Origin of the sequence: Brevundimonas sp. PWP3-1b1 (genome assembly GCF_049896065.1) — a bacterium.
GTDB lineage: Bacteria > Pseudomonadota > Alphaproteobacteria > Caulobacterales > Caulobacteraceae > Brevundimonas > Brevundimonas intermedia_B.
In genome coordinates this window covers 1,804,407-1,817,949 of the sequence record NZ_JAFCTO010000001.1, presented here as the reverse complement: position 1 = coordinate 1,817,949, position 13,543 = coordinate 1,804,407, and the positions used below count along the sequence as shown (strand labels likewise).

The 13,543-nt window shown below is 67.3% G+C and carries 18 protein-coding genes; 8 read left to right on the top strand and 10 right to left on the bottom strand.

Going from position 1 to position 13,543, the window contains the following annotated elements:
- Positions 1–34 precede the first annotated feature (34 nt).
- The 4 genes from ACP69V_RS08940 to ACP69V_RS08925 all read right to left on the bottom strand — a co-directional run bounded on the left by ACP69V_RS08940 (position 35) and on the right by ACP69V_RS08925 (position 2,446).
- Positions 35–982 carry an acetyl-CoA carboxylase carboxyltransferase subunit alpha gene (locus ACP69V_RS08940; protein ID WP_159844693.1) on the bottom strand — a complete coding sequence of 316 codons (948 nt, stop codon included), beginning with the start codon at positions 980–982 and terminating at the stop codon, positions 35–37.
- Between the two features lie 90 nt (positions 983–1,072).
- Positions 1,073–1,264 carry a type II toxin-antitoxin system HicA family toxin gene (locus tag ACP69V_RS08935; protein ID WP_159844690.1) on the bottom strand — a complete coding sequence of 64 codons (192 nt, stop codon included), beginning with the start codon at positions 1,262–1,264 and terminating at the stop codon, positions 1,073–1,075.
- A 19-nt stretch (positions 1,265–1,283) separates the two neighbouring features.
- Positions 1,284–1,508 (bottom strand): DUF1902 domain-containing protein, encoded by a 225-nt coding sequence (locus tag ACP69V_RS08930; protein ID WP_313011742.1) that lies wholly within the window; start codon positions 1,506–1,508, stop codon positions 1,284–1,286.
- Positions 1,509–1,525: 17 nt separating this feature from the next.
- On the bottom strand, positions 1,526–2,446 hold the full coding sequence (locus ACP69V_RS08925; RefSeq protein WP_426023544.1) for a site-specific tyrosine recombinase XerD: 921 nt from the start codon (positions 2,444–2,446) through the stop codon (positions 1,526–1,528).
- 125 nt (positions 2,447–2,571) lie between these two features.
- Between ACP69V_RS08925 and ACP69V_RS08920 the strand changes: the two genes are divergently transcribed.
- The 4 genes from ACP69V_RS08920 (at position 2,572) to ACP69V_RS08905 (ending at position 6,370) form a co-directional block, all read left to right on the top strand.
- Complete coding sequence (locus ACP69V_RS08920) at positions 2,572–3,138, top strand: shikimate kinase (RefSeq protein WP_426023543.1); 567 nt, start codon at positions 2,572–2,574, stop codon at positions 3,136–3,138.
- Entirely contained in the window at positions 3,135–4,241 is a 1,107-nt protein-coding gene (gene aroB / locus ACP69V_RS08915; RefSeq protein WP_426023542.1) for a 3-dehydroquinate synthase, read from the top strand. The genes ACP69V_RS08920 and aroB overlap by 4 nt, the downstream gene beginning before the upstream one ends.
- Entirely contained in the window at positions 4,241–4,834 is a 594-nt protein-coding gene (locus ACP69V_RS08910) for a GNAT family N-acetyltransferase (RefSeq protein ID WP_426024047.1), read from the top strand. The genes aroB and ACP69V_RS08910 overlap by 1 nt, the downstream gene beginning before the upstream one ends.
- 96 nt (positions 4,835–4,930) lie before the next feature.
- Entirely contained in the window at positions 4,931–6,370 is a 1,440-nt protein-coding gene (locus ACP69V_RS08905) for a serine hydrolase (protein ID WP_426023541.1), read from the top strand.
- Positions 6,371–6,375: 5 nt separating this feature from the next.
- Here the strand turns inward: ACP69V_RS08905 and ACP69V_RS08900 are convergent, their stop codons facing one another.
- Positions 6,376–7,437: an SDR family oxidoreductase gene (locus ACP69V_RS08900; RefSeq protein WP_426023540.1), complete on the bottom strand. Its 1,062-nt coding sequence runs from the start codon at positions 7,435–7,437 to the stop codon at positions 6,376–6,378.
- A 107-nt stretch (positions 7,438–7,544) separates the two neighbouring features.
- On the opposite strand from ACP69V_RS08900, the gene ACP69V_RS08895 reads away from it, so the two are divergent.
- Positions 7,545–7,925: a winged helix-turn-helix transcriptional regulator gene (locus ACP69V_RS08895; RefSeq protein ID WP_426023539.1), complete on the top strand. Its 381-nt coding sequence runs from the start codon at positions 7,545–7,547 to the stop codon at positions 7,923–7,925.
- Positions 7,926–7,930: 5 nt separating this feature from the next.
- Here ACP69V_RS08895 and ACP69V_RS08890 read toward each other — a convergent pair whose 3' ends face one another.
- The gene (locus ACP69V_RS08890; protein WP_426023538.1) at positions 7,931–8,362 is read right to left on the bottom strand and encodes an MliC family protein; all 432 of its coding nucleotides are present in this window, start codon (positions 8,360–8,362) and stop codon (positions 7,931–7,933) included.
- Positions 8,363–8,404: 42 nt separating this feature from the next.
- Complete coding sequence (tadA, locus tag ACP69V_RS08885; RefSeq protein ID WP_426023537.1) at positions 8,405–8,863, bottom strand: tRNA adenosine(34) deaminase TadA; 459 nt, start codon at positions 8,861–8,863, stop codon at positions 8,405–8,407.
- A 12-nt stretch (positions 8,864–8,875) separates the two neighbouring features.
- On the opposite strand from tadA, the gene ACP69V_RS08880 reads away from it, so the two are divergent.
- The 3 genes from ACP69V_RS08880 to rsmD are packed head-to-tail and all read left to right on the top strand — an operon-like array spanning position 8,876 to position 11,429.
- Positions 8,876–10,414, top strand: coding sequence for a pseudouridine synthase (locus tag ACP69V_RS08880; RefSeq protein ID WP_426023536.1), 1,539 nt, complete (start codon positions 8,876–8,878; stop codon positions 10,412–10,414).
- Positions 10,415–10,435: 21 nt separating this feature from the next.
- Positions 10,436–10,849, top strand: coding sequence for a GFA family protein (locus ACP69V_RS08875; RefSeq protein ID WP_426023535.1), 414 nt, complete (start codon positions 10,436–10,438; stop codon positions 10,847–10,849).
- A 4-nt stretch (positions 10,850–10,853) separates the two neighbouring features.
- The gene (gene rsmD / locus ACP69V_RS08870) at positions 10,854–11,429 is read left to right on the top strand and encodes a 16S rRNA (guanine(966)-N(2))-methyltransferase RsmD (RefSeq protein ID WP_426023534.1); all 576 of its coding nucleotides are present in this window, start codon (positions 10,854–10,856) and stop codon (positions 11,427–11,429) included.
- 71 nt (positions 11,430–11,500) lie between these two features.
- On the opposite strand, the gene ACP69V_RS08865 is transcribed toward rsmD, so the two are convergent.
- From ACP69V_RS08865 to ACP69V_RS08855, 3 genes are all read right to left on the bottom strand, one after another.
- A complete protein-coding gene (locus ACP69V_RS08865) occupies positions 11,501–11,953 on the bottom strand; it encodes a hypothetical protein (RefSeq protein WP_426023533.1) in 453 nt (150 codons plus the stop codon).
- A 221-nt stretch (positions 11,954–12,174) separates the two neighbouring features.
- Positions 12,175–12,630: a low molecular weight protein-tyrosine-phosphatase gene (locus ACP69V_RS08860; protein ID WP_426023532.1), complete on the bottom strand. Its 456-nt coding sequence runs from the start codon at positions 12,628–12,630 to the stop codon at positions 12,175–12,177.
- 1 nt (position 12,631) lies between these two features.
- On the bottom strand, positions 12,632–13,468 hold the full coding sequence (locus ACP69V_RS08855; RefSeq protein WP_426023531.1) for a hypothetical protein: 837 nt from the start codon (positions 13,466–13,468) through the stop codon (positions 12,632–12,634).
- Positions 13,469–13,543: the final 75 nt, after the last annotated feature.

Below are 13,543 nucleotides of genomic sequence, written 5' to 3'. Positions count from 1 at the left end.
AGACGATGGTGGACGCTGCGTTAACGCTGTTCGCTCACAGGGCGCCGATGGCGTAGAATCGGTCGGCGCGGCGCTTCTTGATCTGCTGGGGCGACAGGCCCTCGAAACCCTTCAGTTCTTCGGCCAGGACGTCGCCGACATTGGCCATGGCGGCGTCGCGGTCGGTATGGGCGCCGCCGACCGGCTCCTCGATCAGGCGATCCACGATCTTGAGCCCCATCAGATCCGGGCCAGTGATCTTCATCGCCATGGCTGCGTCCCTGGCCCGCGCGCCGTCGCGCCACAGGATGCCGGCCGCGCCCTCGGGTGAGATGACCGAATAGATCGAATGCTCCAGCATCAGCACGCGGCTGGCCGCCGCGATGGCGATGGCGCCGCCCGAACCGCCTTCGCCGGTGATGGTGGCGATGGAGGGCACGCCCAGCGTCAGGCAGCGCTCGGTCGAACGGGCGATGGCCTCGGCCTGACCGCGCTCCTCGGCGCCCAGGCCCGGATAGGCGCCGGCGGTGTCGATGAAGCTGAGGACCGGCAGGCCGAACTGCTCGGCCATGTCCATCAGGCGCACAGCCTTGCGATAGCCCTCGGGCCGGGCCATGCCGAAGTTGTGGGTGATGCGGGTGGCGGTGTCGTGACCCTTTTCATGGCCCATGATCACGACCGGACGGCCGCGAAAGCGCGCCAGGCCGCCCAGGATGGCCTGGTCGTCGCCGAACTGGCGGTCGCCGTGCAGCTCGTTCCAGTCGGTGAACAGGCTCTGGACATAGTCGATGAAGTGCGGACGCTGCGGATGGCGCGCGACCTGGGTCTTCATCCAGGGGTCCAGACCGGCGTAGGTCTTCTTGCGCAGCTGCTCGGCCTTCTTGCGCAGGCCTTCGATCTCGTTGTCGAAATCGCCCGAGGCGTCGGACAGCAGCGACAGCTCCTCGATCTTGGCTTCCAGATCGGCGATCGGCTTTTCGAAGTCGAGATAGTGCGTGGCCATCAAGGCGTCCGGGAACTGCGAGCGGGCAAGAGCGCCCTTGGGGAAGGCGGGGGAAACTAGAGAGGTCAACGCCGCCGGGCAAGCGGCGGTTCAGAAGGCCTTTGGCAAACCGGCCTGTTTGAGGATTTCGTTGGCCATAATCCGCATCGGCTTTGAGGGAACGGTGACTTGGCGACCTGCCGCGTTACGCCATTTCTCGTGACTGCCTTTGCCGCCAGGAACGCGCTCGAAGCCGGCATCTCTGAGCCGCCGCGTCAGGTCTCGATAGTAGTCCTGAACCATCTAGCAGCCGCCGCTGGACTCAGGCCGCAGCGAGGTCAAGTTGCCGAGATGCCTCGAAACGAATGGCGACAGGTTCGTGGATATTGAGGTTCGACGCCAAAAGGTCAGGCGCGAAGTGCCGGATGAGATCCTCGAATTCTTCCAGCGTGTCCGTTTGCAGGACGAGGCCTGGAATGTCGGACTCGCTGTACCAAACGCTGGCCTCAGCGTCCCAGATCGCCTTGACGTAGAATGAATGCGCCATCGGCCGAATATGCGCTGTCAGTCGTCGCGCGCCAAGGGGTGGTTTTGCTGGACGACCTGGGACAGGCGGTCGGTGGCGACGTGGGTGTAGATCTGGGTGGTGGCGATGTCGGCGTGGCCCAGCAGGGTCTGGACGACGCGCAGGTCGGCGCCGCCTTCCAGCAGGTGGGTGGCGAAGGCGTGGCGCAGGACGTGGGGGCTGACGCGGGCCGGGTCGATGCCGGCCGTGATCGCGGCCTCGTCCAGCAGTTGGGCGAAGCGGCGGGGGGTCAGGTGGCCGGTGCGGCCGGAGGACGGAAAGAGCCAGGGACTGTCGGGCGCCTCGGGCTTTCGCCCATCCTTGCCCTTGAGCTTGGCGTCGCGGGCCGTCAGCCAGGCCTTGATGGCCTCGCGCGCGGCGGTGTTCAGCGGCGCGAGACGTTCCTTGCCGCCCTTGCCGCGCACGATCAGATAGGCGGGGTCGCGGCGGATGGCCTCGACCTTGAGCCCCAGCAGTTCCGACACCCGCAGGCCCGAAGCGTAGGCCATCTCGACCAGGGCGACCAGGCGCAGCCCCGCCGCCGCATCTCGGCTGGCCGAGGCGGCCAGCAGGGCGTCGATCTCGTCGCGGCTCAGCACCTTGGGCAGGGAGCGGCCCTGTTTCGGCGCGTCGAGGCGGCGCGAGGGATCGTCGGTGCGCCAGCCCTCGGCCAGGGCGAAACGGTAGAACTGGCGCGCGGAGGACCGGCGACGGGCGGCGGTTGCGGCGGACAGGCCGCGTCGCGACAGGTCGGCGAACCACCCTTCGACGGCCTCGGCGTCGGCCTTCATCAGACCGCCGGCGTCCGACAGCGCCGTCTCGGCGTCCGCCAGATCGCGGCCATAGGCGGACAGGGTGTGGGGCGAGGCGTCGCGTTCGACCGCCATCATCTCCAGAAAGGCCTCGATCTGGGGCGTCATCGCACCGTCCGTCCTTCGAACGGATGGCGTGGGGGCGGGCTTGGTGTAGAGGTTTGATCGATCATGCCTGCCTGCGTCGCCGCCTTCGCCGTCCTTTCGACCGACCGTTCCGCCGGAGCCGCCGGATGAGGCGGCGCGCGAATCCGGGACCGACCCGCACCATAGCCTTGGTCGGGCTGATGGGGGTGGGCAAATCGTCGGTGGGGCGGCGGCTGGCCAACCGGCTGAAACTGCCCTTCGCCGACGGCGACGTTGAAATCGAATCGGCGGCCGGAATGACGGTGTCGGAAATCTTCGCCGCCCTGGGCGAGGCCGAGTTCCGGGCGGGCGAGGCGCGGGTGATCCGCCGCCTGCTGGAAGGGCCGCCTATCGTGCTGGCCACCGGCGGCGGGGCGATGATGAATCCCGAGACGCGGGCGCTGTTGAAGGCGCGAGCCGACACCGTCTGGCTGAGGGCGGATCTGGCGGTGATCGCGGAACGGGTGGCGCGGCGCGACACGCGCCCCCTTCTGCGGGGCAAGGATCCGCTGGAGGTGCTGACGACCTTGGCCGAGGCGCGCTATCCCATCTATGGCGAGGCCGACGTGACGGTGGACGTGGGCCAGGGCTCGCACGGCCAGGCGGTGGACGCCATTCACAAGAATCTGCGCCGACACTGGCGCCACAGACGGCGCGCGGAGACGAAGACGTGACGATCATTCCGGTCAGCGGCGGGGCCTTCGCGGCCTATGACGTGGTGGTGGGACGCGGGCTGATGGCGCGGGCCGGGGCGCATATCGCGCCGCTGGCCAAGGGACGGACGGTCATCGTCACCGACGAGACGGTGGCGGGCGTCCACGCCGAGGCCCTGACGGCGTCGCTGACGGCGGCGGGTGTGAGGAGCGAGATCGTGGCGGTGCCGGCGGGGGAGGGATCAAAGTCCTTCGCCGAGCTGGAGCGGGTGCTGGATCGGCTGCTGGAGATCGGGCTGGACCGCAAGGATGTGGTGATCGCCCTGGGCGGCGGGGTCGTGGGGGACCTGGCGGGTCTGGCGGCGGCGCTGTTCATGCGCGGCATCGACTTCGTGCAGATCCCGACGACCTTGCTGGCTCAGGTGGACTCGTCGGTCGGCGGCAAGACGGCCATCGATACGCCGCGCGGCAAGAACCTGGTCGGCGCGTTTCATCAGCCGCGTCTGGTGCTGGCCGACATCGACGTGCTGGCGACCCTGCCGCCGCGTCAGGTGAAGTCCGGTTGGGCCGAGGTGCTGAAACACGGGCTGATCTGCGACGCGGCCTTTTTCGACTGGCTGGCCGGCGAAGGCGCGGCGGGCGCGGCGGGCGATCCGGCGGCGCTGGAGCGGGCGGTGATCCGCTCGGTCGAGATCAAGAGCGCGGTGGTCGGCGAGGACGAGAAGGAGGCAGGACGGCGCGCTCTGCTGAACCTGGGCCACACTTTCGGCCATGCGGTCGAGACGGAGGTCGGCTTCGACGAGGGCGCGCTGGCGCACGGCGAGGCGGTCGCCCTGGGCTGCTGCATGGCCTTCCGCTATTCGGCGCGCGAGGGGCTGTGTTCGGCCGCCGATGTCGAACGGGTCGAGGCGGTGGTCGCGGCAGCGGGCCTGCCGACGCGGCTGGATCAGGCGGGCGCGTTCGCCGCCGACCGGCTGCTGGCCCTTATGGCCGGAGACAAGAAGGCCGAGGGCGGGGCGCTGACCCTGATCCTGGCGCGCGGGATCGGTCAGGCCTTCGTGGCCAAGGGTGTGGATGCGGATACGGTGCGGGCCTTCCTGATCGAGGAAGGCGCGACCGCGTGATTCGGATCGCCACGGTCCCGCTGGAGGACCGGTTCGTGCGGCTGGAGCCGTTCGAGGATGGCTTGAGGGCCGAGATGCGAGCGGCGCTGGACTGCGACGCCGCCTCTTGGGACATCATGGTCGCGCCGGCCTATGGCGCGCATTTCGACGGCTGGTGGGACAGCGCCCTGGCGGCGGTGCAGGCGGGCACACGGATCGCCTATGCCGTGCGGCGGCGGTCCGACGACGTCGTGGTCGGCACGACCAGCCTGTACGAGATCAACCCGGCCTATCGCCGCTGCGAGATCGGCTCGACCTTCTATCGGCCAGAAGCGAGAGGCGGGGCGATCAACCCGGCCTGCAAGCGGCTGTTGCTCTGTCACGCCTTCGACGCGGGCGCGGTGCGGGTCGAGATCATCACCGACGCCGTCAACGCCCAGAGCCAGGCGGCCATCCTGAAGCTGGGCGCCAAGGCCGAGGGCGTGCTGCGCAAGCACAAGATCACCTGGACCGGCCGGGCGCGCGACACCGCCATGTTCGCCGTGATCGACGACGACTGGCCCGAGGTGCGCGACGGGCTGGATCGAAGACTGGCGGCGTTCGGGGCCGATTAGGCAGGGCTTTCAAGCCCTTCGCCCATTACCAAAGCTTCACTGGCGGCCTAGTGATTGAAGTGGTCGGTTGCCGGCTTCGCGAACGGGGCCGGCATCATGTTTCGACAGCTTACAGCGACATTGGCGGTCGTCGTCGCGCTGACCGGCGCGCCGCTCTGCGCCGCAGCCCAGTCTTCGACCAGCGCGGAACTGGACGCCTGGGCTCAGCGCCAGATGAGCCTGCGCTCCATTCCGGGCATGCAGATCGCGGTCGTGAAGGATGGGCGGATCGTCCATTCGGGCGCCTATGGCCTGGCCAATCTGCAGACCCCGGTCCCCGTGACCGAAGAGACCGTCTTCTCGATCAATTCGGCGACCAAGACCTTTACCGGCGTCGAGATCCTGCGTCTGGTCGAGCGCGGCGAGGTGGACGTGGATGCGCCGGTTTCGACCTATCTGGCGGACTTGCCGCAAGCCTGGCGTCCGATCACCGTGCGTCAGTTGCTGACCCATATGTCGGGTCTGCCGGGCATCATCACGCCCGACGGCGGCTATGTCGGTCGCGACAGGGCGGGCGCGCTGGCGGCCCTTGCAGACCTGCCCTTGAGGGCGGTTCCAGGCGAGCGGTTCGCCTATAATCAGACCAACTATCTGCTGCTGCAATGGATCGTCGAACAGGCGCAGGGGCGTCTGTTCGAGGCGGTCTTGGGCGAGGACGTGTTCAAGCCGCTGGGGATGATCCATTCGGGGTTCGGCGATTCCCTGGATCTGATCCCCGGCAAGGCCGACAGCTATCGCTACAGCCGTCCTACCGATGACGATGCGCCGCGCCTTCAGAACGTGCACGAGCTGTTTCCGCCGTTCACCCGCGCCGCCGCCGGTATCAACAGTTCGGCGCCCGATCTGGCGCGTTGGCTGATCGCCCTACAAGCCGGCGAAATCCTCAAGCCAGAGACGCTGGAGGCGCTGTGGACGCCGGGACGCTTGAACGACGGCAAGGCAGGCGAATGGGCCAATGGCTGGGTTGTCGTGGATCGTCAGGATCATCCTTCGGTCGGGATGACGGGCGGCGGCCGATCCGCCTTCTTCGTCTATCCCAGGGATCGGGTGGCGGTGATCATCCTGACCAATCTTGCCGGCGCCTCTCCCGAGGAACTGGTCGATTCCGTCGCGACCCGGTTCATTCCCGGCATGAAGTTGACGGGCGTGGCCGCGCTGCAGGAACGGCTTGAAGCGGGAGGATTCGATCAGGCCGAGCGGGTTGCGGCGGAACTCGCAGCACGGGCTGGCGCCGGCGCGCTGTCGGAAAGCGACCTGAACAACTGGGGCTATCGGCTGCTGTCCAGAGGACGGGTCGCAGACGCCCTGACCTTAATGAAGCTGATCGTCAGCCTCTATCCGCAGAGCGGCAACGCCTACGACAGCCTGGCCGAGGCCTATGCAAGGTCAGGCGACCGTGTGCGGGCCAGGGAGAACTACCAGCGGTCGCTGGCGCTGGATCCCGCCAATGCCAATGCCGTCGAGCAACTGCGTCTTCTGGGAACCCAACCATCCTAGAGGCGTCAGGGGATCAGCCGTTCGGCCCTCAGCTGCTCGAACAGGGCGAAGAAGGCGTCGTCGGTGGGCTGGTAGTCGAGGAAGCCCAGGCGGCGGCTCTTGCCCATGTCGGTCACCACTTCGATGGGGCGGCCGAGGTCGGCGTCGGTGTGCCATGGCGAGGCCAGCCGATCCAGATCGGGCTCGATCAGGTTGTCGCGCTCGGCGATCTGGCGCCAGACGGCGTGATCTTCGGCCATCTGGACCTCCAGGGGCAGGATCGTGCCGTCGAACTCGGCTGGGACGAGGCCGAACCATTCGGCGATCCGCGCCCACATCCATTTCCAGCGGAAGACATCGCCGTTGACGACGTTGAAGGCCTGGTTCGCCGCGGCGGGCGTGGAGGCGGCCCAGACCAGGTGACGCGCCAACTGGGTCGCGCTGGTCATGTCGGTGAGGCCGTTCCACTGGGCCTCTGAGCCGGGGAAGCGGAACGGACGGCCGGTCTCGCGGCACAGGCTGGCGTAGGCGGCCAGGGTGGTGCCCATGTTCATGGCGTTGCCGACCGCCTTGCCGATGATGGTGTGGGGGCGGTGGATGCTCCAGGCGAAGCCGTCGCGTTCGGCGGCGGAGAAGACCTCGTCCTCCTGGGCGTAGTAGAAGTTGTCGATATCCAGCCGGCCCTGTTCCTCGCGGAACGGGGTCTGGGGCAGGACGCCCTGGCCGTAAGCCTCGAACGGGCCGAGGTAGTGTTTCAGGCCGGTCACCAGGGCGACGTGGCGGACTGAGGCCGCCGGGCGCACGGCGTCCAGCACGGTGCGGACCATGGCGGCGTTGACGCGGATGTTCTCCGCCTCCGTCGCCTGGCGCGCCCAGGTGGTGAAGAAGACGGCGTCGGGGCGCGCATCGGCGAGAGCCGCCGCTGTCGCCGCCGGATCGTGAAGGTCGGCGACGATCGGGAAGACGCCCGCCTGCGCGACCGGCCTGCGGGCGAGGCCGAGCACCGACCAGCCCTGGGCCACGAGTTCGGCCGCAACCGCGCCGCCGGCGATTCCGCTGGATCCCACGACAAGGGCTGTTTTCGACATCGTCATCTCCGCTTCGTCTGCTTCGTCTTGAGGGCACACCTAGTGGAGCCGGCGCCGGGTCGCTAGAAGGCACCATTTGGGGACCTGGCTCCCGGAAGGTGACCACTATGCTGGCGAACGGCGAAGACGAGGACTGGCGCGAGGACTGCGCGCCCCGGCGGGTGCTGGAGCTGTTCGCGACCAAATGGACCAGTATGGTTCTGCACACGCTTCATGCCCGTCATAGCGGGTGCGCGCGGGCCGGCGTCCTGCTGCGCAGCCTGCCGGGCGTGTCCAAGAAGATGCTGACCCAGACACTACGCGAGATGGAGGTCAGCGGCCTGATCAGCCGCCATGTGCTGGAGACGATGCCGCCCGCCGTCGAATATCGACTGACGGACCTGGGCGTGCGGTTCGTGGAACCGGTCGAGCTGCTCTATGCCTGGGGGCGGGACAATGCGGAGGCGCTCGACCAACTGGCCCCGCGTCCGACCTCGCGCAGAGGCTAGGCTTTTTAGTCCACCGCCCGGCATTCGGTCGGTTGCCGGCCTTCGACGGACCAGGTGGCGAGGACGCCCTTGCCGCGCAGTTCGACGTTGGAGGCGCGGTACCAGATGCCGTCGGCGGCGCGTTCCTGATACAGGTCGATGGCCTCGCCGGACGAGTTGCGGATGGTGGCCATCTGGCGCGGATTGTCGAAATCGACCGACAGGCGCTCGCCATTGTCGCACAGATAGACGGTGTGGACGACGCGGTTCAGGGTGCGGTCCTGAAGCTCGGCGCCGGTGCGTTTTCGGGCGGTCTGAGCGTCGATGGCGCGTTCCTTGACCTCGTCGCCGGTGGTGGGCGCCTTGTCGGGGTCGGGACCGCAGGCGGTCAAAAGAGCGAGGGCGGCGAGGCCGCTGAAGACGATCGACTGCGGCAGATCCGGCTTGAACAACGACATTCCCTCCACGGCGACGCCCAACAGCGCAGCTTTCGCGGCGTTCTAACGTGCGCCGCCTGCCGCCGTTCCCCGCCTTTGACGGAAGAAGGATTTGAGCAGGGTGGACGCCTCTTGCCCCAGAAGACCTGAGTTCGTCGTCGGGCGCCAGTGGCAGGTGGGTTGTTCGAACAGGCGCGGGCCGTGGATCACCGCGCCGCCCTTGGGATCGTCGGCGGCCCAGACGACGCGGCCGATGCGGGCGTGGCTGATGGCGCCGGCGCACATGGCGCAGGGCTCCAGCGTCACATACAGGGTCAGGCCGGTCAGGCGGTAGTTGTCCAGGGCCGTCGCCGCGCGACGCATGGCCACGATCTCGGCATGGGCGGTGGGGTCGCGTGACGCTATGGGACCGTTGGCGCCGGTCGAAATTACCTCACCTGAGCCAGGATCGACAAGAATTGCACCCACAGGCACCTCTCCTGCGTCCGCCGCCGCTTGCGCTTGGTCCAGCGCCATGCGCATGAACCGCTCATCATGGTCCGCCATACAGACGACAACGACAAGAAGCCCCGCGCCCGTCAAGACGAACGGTCGCCCCGGCCCTTTAAATCCTCCGGTCCCCGCAAGAGCGGCGACGGGAAGACCCCTTTCGGCGACAAGCCGCGCGGCCCTCGCGAAGACGGCGCAAAGCGGTTTGGCGACAAGCCGGACCGGCCTCGCAGCGATCGGGGCGCGGGCAAGGACGGAAAGCCGTCGAAGACGCCAGACACGCCCCTGCGCGCCGAACGAATCGCCAAGACCATGGCCCGCGCCGGCATCGCCTCGCGCCGCGAGGTCGAGCGGCTGATCGGCCTGGGAAAGGTGGCGGTGAACGGCCGCATCCTGGACACGCCCGCCACACTGGTGACGCGCGACGACGTGATCACGGTCGATGGAAAGCCCATCGGTTCGACCCAGGCGACGCGGGTCTGGCGCTATCACAAGCCCGCCGGCCTGCTGACCAGCCACAGGGATCCGACCGGACGCCCGACGGTGTTCGACGCCCTGCCGGCCGGACTGCCGCGCGTGATTTCGATCGGACGGCTGGATCTGTCGACCGAAGGCCTGCTGCTGCTGACCAACGACGGCGAGTTGAGCCGGGCGATGGAACTGCCCTCGGCCGGGCTGGTGCGTCAGTACCGGGCGCGGGCGCGTGGCAAGATCACCCAGGCGCAGCTGGACGAGCTGAAGAACGGCGCCGTCGTGGAGGGCATCTCCTACGGTCCCATGGTGGCGACGCTGGACAAGGCCAAGGAGTCCAAATCCGAGGACGGCCGGACGCCGAGCAACCTGTGGATCTCGGTCTCGATCACCGAGGGCAAGAACCGCGAAGTCCGCAAGGTGCTGGAGTCCGTCGGCCTGACGGTCAACCGCCTGATCCGCCTGGCCTATGGTCCGTTCCGCCTGGACGTCCTGCCCGTCGGGTCGGTCGAGGAGATCGGGCCGCGCGTGATCCGCGAGCTGCTGGCCGACTATATCCGGCCCGAGAACCTGCCGATGGGCAATACGGTCGAGACGCCGGCGCCCATCCCCGGTCGTCGGGTGTCCACGCCGATCCTCAAGGGCAACTCCGGCTCGGCCATGTCGGACCCGTCGCGCAAGCCCAGCCGCGTCCGCGCCGCCGAGACGGCCCAGGCCGACGCGGTCGAGCGCCGCGAGCGGCCGCCCAAGAAGGAAGGCTGGGCCAAGGCGACGCCCCGCACCGTCCATCCCAAGAAGACCTTCAAGCCGCGCGAGGACGGCGAACGCCCGGCGCGCGCCTACACGCCGCGCGAAGACGGCGACCGTCCGGCCCGCACCTATACGCCGCGCGAAGGCGCTCCGGCGCGCGCCAGCGACGGGCCCAAGCGCGAATACAAGCCGCGCACGGCGGCCGGCCCAGAGGGCGCCAAACGCGACTTCAAGCCGCGCGGCTTCGGCGCGAGCGGCAGCAGCCGTGAGGTCCGGCCGCCCCGCACCGGCGGCGGCAAGCCGGCCGGGCCTTCGGGCACCAGCGGTCGCGCGCCGGGGGGCAAGCCCCGCACGCCGCGCTAAGAGGCGAATGGAGAGCTGACGATGGATGTACGCCTGTCCGGCCGGTGCCTGTGCGGCGCGGTGAGCTTCACCGCCAAGCCTAACGGCGGCATGCACGCCTGCCATTGCCCCACCTGCCGACGGCAGTCGGGCGGCATCCTGTTCAGCGTCGATTGCGGCGACAGCGTCGAGGTCCAGGGGGATGTGGCGACCTACGCCTCGTCCGAATGGGCGACGCGCCAGTTCTGTCCCGCCTGCGGGACCGGCCTGTTCTGGCGCTCCAATGACGGCGCAATCACCATGGTCTCGGCCCAGGCGTTCGACGATCCGACGGCCTTTGCGCTGGAGGACGAGTTCTGCATCGAGAGCAAGCCGGACGGCTATGCGCTGGCGGGCGACCGGCCGCGCCTGACGACCGAACAGCTGTGGGCGCAGTTCGCGCCGCCGCAGGACTGACGCCGTGCGGATCGTCGCCGGAAGTCTGAAGGGCCGGGCCATCGTCGCGCCGGAGGGGCAGGGCACGCGCCCGACCTCGGACCGGGCGCGGCAGGCCGTGTTCAACGTGCTGGAACACGCCGCCTGGGCCGAGAGCCTGCAGGGCGCGCGGGTCATCGACCTGTACGCCGGCTCGGGCGCCCTGGGGTTCGAGGCGGTCAGCCGGGGAGCGGGGTTCTGCCTGTTCGTCGAGACGGACGACGGGGCCAGGGGCGCCATCCGTGAGAACGCCGACGCCTATGGGGTCATGGGGCGCACCCGTGTGCATCGGCGCAGCGCCACGGACCTGGGCGTCAGGCCCGGATCGGACGGCGAGGCCTTCGACATCGCCTTCCTGGACCCGCCCTATGGCAAGGGGCTGGGGGAACAGACGCTGCTGCGGCTGCTGGAGGGGAACTGGCTCAAGCCCGGCGCCCTGGTGGTGTTCGAGCGCGGGTCGGACGAGCCGGACATCGACACGCCCGGTTATCAGCGGCTGGACGCGCGGGACTATGGGGCGGCGCGGGTGCTGTTCCTCAAGGCCCTGACCCCGACCGCCTGAGCGGGAAAAGTGCACTCCAATTTTTTTGAGTGCACTTTCGTGCAGATTTTTGCGAGCGAGTCGCAACGGGATCAGTCCTCGGGCGGCGGACCCAGCAGGGCCTCGTCCTCCTCTGCGATCTCGCGACGCATCTCGTCGAGGCAGGCGCGGACTTCCTCGCGGCTCTGGCCCTTGAAGAAGTCGGCGTCGTGATCGCGGGACTCTCTGGCGAGTTCGTCGGCCAGACGCCGCCAGCGGCGGGCGTCCGTCGCGCGCCCGCTCTCCACCGCCTCGGCGAAGCGCAGGCGTGCGGTGCGGGCCAGGTCGTCCATGTCCAGGTCGTCGTAGAGGGCGAGGTCGATCTCGCCCGGCGGCGGCTCGACCTGATCGCTGCGCCGCCAGCCGTATTTGCGGGCGCGACGGCGAAAGGCGGACAGGCCCAGGTCGTGGCGGCGACACACGGCCTCGGCGCTGAGGCCGGACAAATAGTCGGCGCGGGCCTGGGCCCAGGTTTGAGCGGCGCGGATGCGATAAACGTCGGTCATGACCGCAGCCGTAAACCAACGCTACGTCAAATACGGACGTGGGTTTCTGCTTCCTTCTCCTGTTGGGAGAAGGTGGCCCGAAGGGCCGGGTGAGGGTTGGATGCGTCCGTCGGCGTCAGCCGTCGCAGCGACTCAAGTCCAACGCCCGACCCTCACCCTTTCGCGCGAAGGCCGATCGCTCGCGCTCTCGGGCGCTCAAGCCCTCTCCCAACGGGAGAGGGTTACAGCTTTTCGACCAACCCGCGCGCGGCGGCCGTCACCTCGGCCCAGGTGATCTCGAACCCGGCATCGTCGCCGAAATAGGGGTCGGTCACGGCCTGGCCCTCGCGGCCGGGGACGTGGTCGAGCAGCAGGCTGAGTTCGGCGGTCGCGTCTGCCGGCGCCAGGCGGCGCAGGTTCTCCAGATTGTCGTGGTCCAGGGCCACCACATGGGTGAAGCGGCGGAAATCGGCCTGCGTCACCTGCCGCGCCCGCAACCCCGAAATCTCGACCCCATGCCGCCGCGCCGTCGCCTGCGCCCTCGGGTCCGGCGGCTCGCCCGCATGCCAGTCCCCGGTCCCGGCGGAATCGACGATCAGGTCGAGGCGGAGCCGGTCGGCCTCGGCGCGAAGGGCGGCCTCGGCGAGGGGCGAGCGACAGATGTTGCCGAGGCAGACGAAGAGGATGGAGGGGGACAATTCATTGCTCCAAAACTGGTTCGGGCCGAACTTGTTTGAGGAGCCAGTTAAAATAATTCTTGTGCCCGCAAGGGTCGCAAGAAAAAGATCCAACCTGATCGTATTTCATTGAGGCCACGGTGCGCCATGGGATGTGATTGCACTTGGTGCACTGTTCGCACTTTATATGCGCCAGTCTAGCCTGAAACCCGATGTCTGCGCCGTCGGTTCGGACATGCCAACTGCCTGCGCATTCAGGATTGATGCAGGATACGACTTGTTCTTGTTTAAGTAAACTTGCACGCCTGCGGTTCTTTGCTCCGCAATCACATTCAAAAGAAACTTCTTCTCCGATTCCAGAGAAGGTCATCGTAGTATTTGATAGTCTTTTCAGTTCTGAAATTACGTCTAGAACCTTTGATTTGATTTTTTCTTTGTCGCCATAGTCCGGGACGGCGTCATTTTTGCTCTGAGGTAGTCGCACATGAAGCGCCAATTTCGCCAAGGCATTCCAAAGTTTTCCGATTAGCTTCGGATCAAATCCGACCTCTGTTCCGATTTCGACGTATTCTTCGTCTTTCGGATTTCTGCCATCCACAGCAGGTAGGCGAGAAATACTTAGAGTTCTGGTGGATGTGGCGTGTTGGTCAACTTCGTTAATGAGAATATTAACTACTTGATTTGGCTGCCATTTCTTCAAGTCTTCATGTGATATGTAGTCGTGGCATTGCCGAAGACGATTGTAACAAACTTTTTCAAGAGCAAGGCGAGCCTCCAGGGCGGCGTACGTGATGCTGGAATCAGTATCTTGATTTAGAAGGTCTGTAATGCGCGCAATGATTGGTGGGATATTTATCACTTGGTGTCATGGTTCCTTAGAATGCGTGACCGCAGGATGCGTCGATTTGTAGACCAGGAGTCTGGATCCTAGGGA

Excerpts from the sequence above, each read along its gene's own strand:
- ACP69V_RS08940 (WP_159844693.1), bottom strand. The coding sequence starts at position 982 with ATGGCCACGCACTATCTCGACTTCGAAAAGCCGATCGCCGATCTGGAA.
- ACP69V_RS08935 (WP_159844690.1), bottom strand. The coding sequence starts at position 1,264 with ATGGTTCAGGACTACTATCGAGACCTGACGCGGCGGCTCAGAGATGCC.
- ACP69V_RS08930 (WP_313011742.1), bottom strand. The coding sequence starts at position 1,508 with ATGGCGCATTCATTCTACGTCAAGGCGATCTGGGACGCTGAGGCCAGC.
- ACP69V_RS08925 (WP_426023544.1), bottom strand. The coding sequence starts at position 2,446 with ATGACGCCCCAGATCGAGGCCTTTCTGGAGATGATGGCGGTCGAACGC.
- ACP69V_RS08920 (WP_426023543.1), top strand. The coding sequence starts at position 2,572 with ATGAGGCGGCGCGCGAATCCGGGACCGACCCGCACCATAGCCTTGGTC.
- ACP69V_RS08905 (WP_426023541.1), top strand. The coding sequence starts at position 4,931 with ATGTTTCGACAGCTTACAGCGACATTGGCGGTCGTCGTCGCGCTGACC.
- ACP69V_RS08900 (WP_426023540.1), bottom strand. The coding sequence starts at position 7,437 with ATGTCGAAAACAGCCCTTGTCGTGGGATCCAGCGGAATCGCCGGCGGC.
- ACP69V_RS08895 (WP_426023539.1), top strand. The coding sequence starts at position 7,545 with ATGCTGGCGAACGGCGAAGACGAGGACTGGCGCGAGGACTGCGCGCCC.
- ACP69V_RS08890 (WP_426023538.1), bottom strand. The coding sequence starts at position 8,362 with ATGTCGTTGTTCAAGCCGGATCTGCCGCAGTCGATCGTCTTCAGCGGC.
- tadA (WP_426023537.1), bottom strand. The coding sequence starts at position 8,863 with ATGCGCATGGCGCTGGACCAAGCGCAAGCGGCGGCGGACGCAGGAGAG.
- ACP69V_RS08880 (WP_426023536.1), top strand. The coding sequence starts at position 8,876 with ATGGTCCGCCATACAGACGACAACGACAAGAAGCCCCGCGCCCGTCAA.
- ACP69V_RS08875 (WP_426023535.1), top strand. The coding sequence starts at position 10,436 with ATGGATGTACGCCTGTCCGGCCGGTGCCTGTGCGGCGCGGTGAGCTTC.
- ACP69V_RS08865 (WP_426023533.1), bottom strand. The coding sequence starts at position 11,953 with ATGACCGACGTTTATCGCATCCGCGCCGCTCAAACCTGGGCCCAGGCC.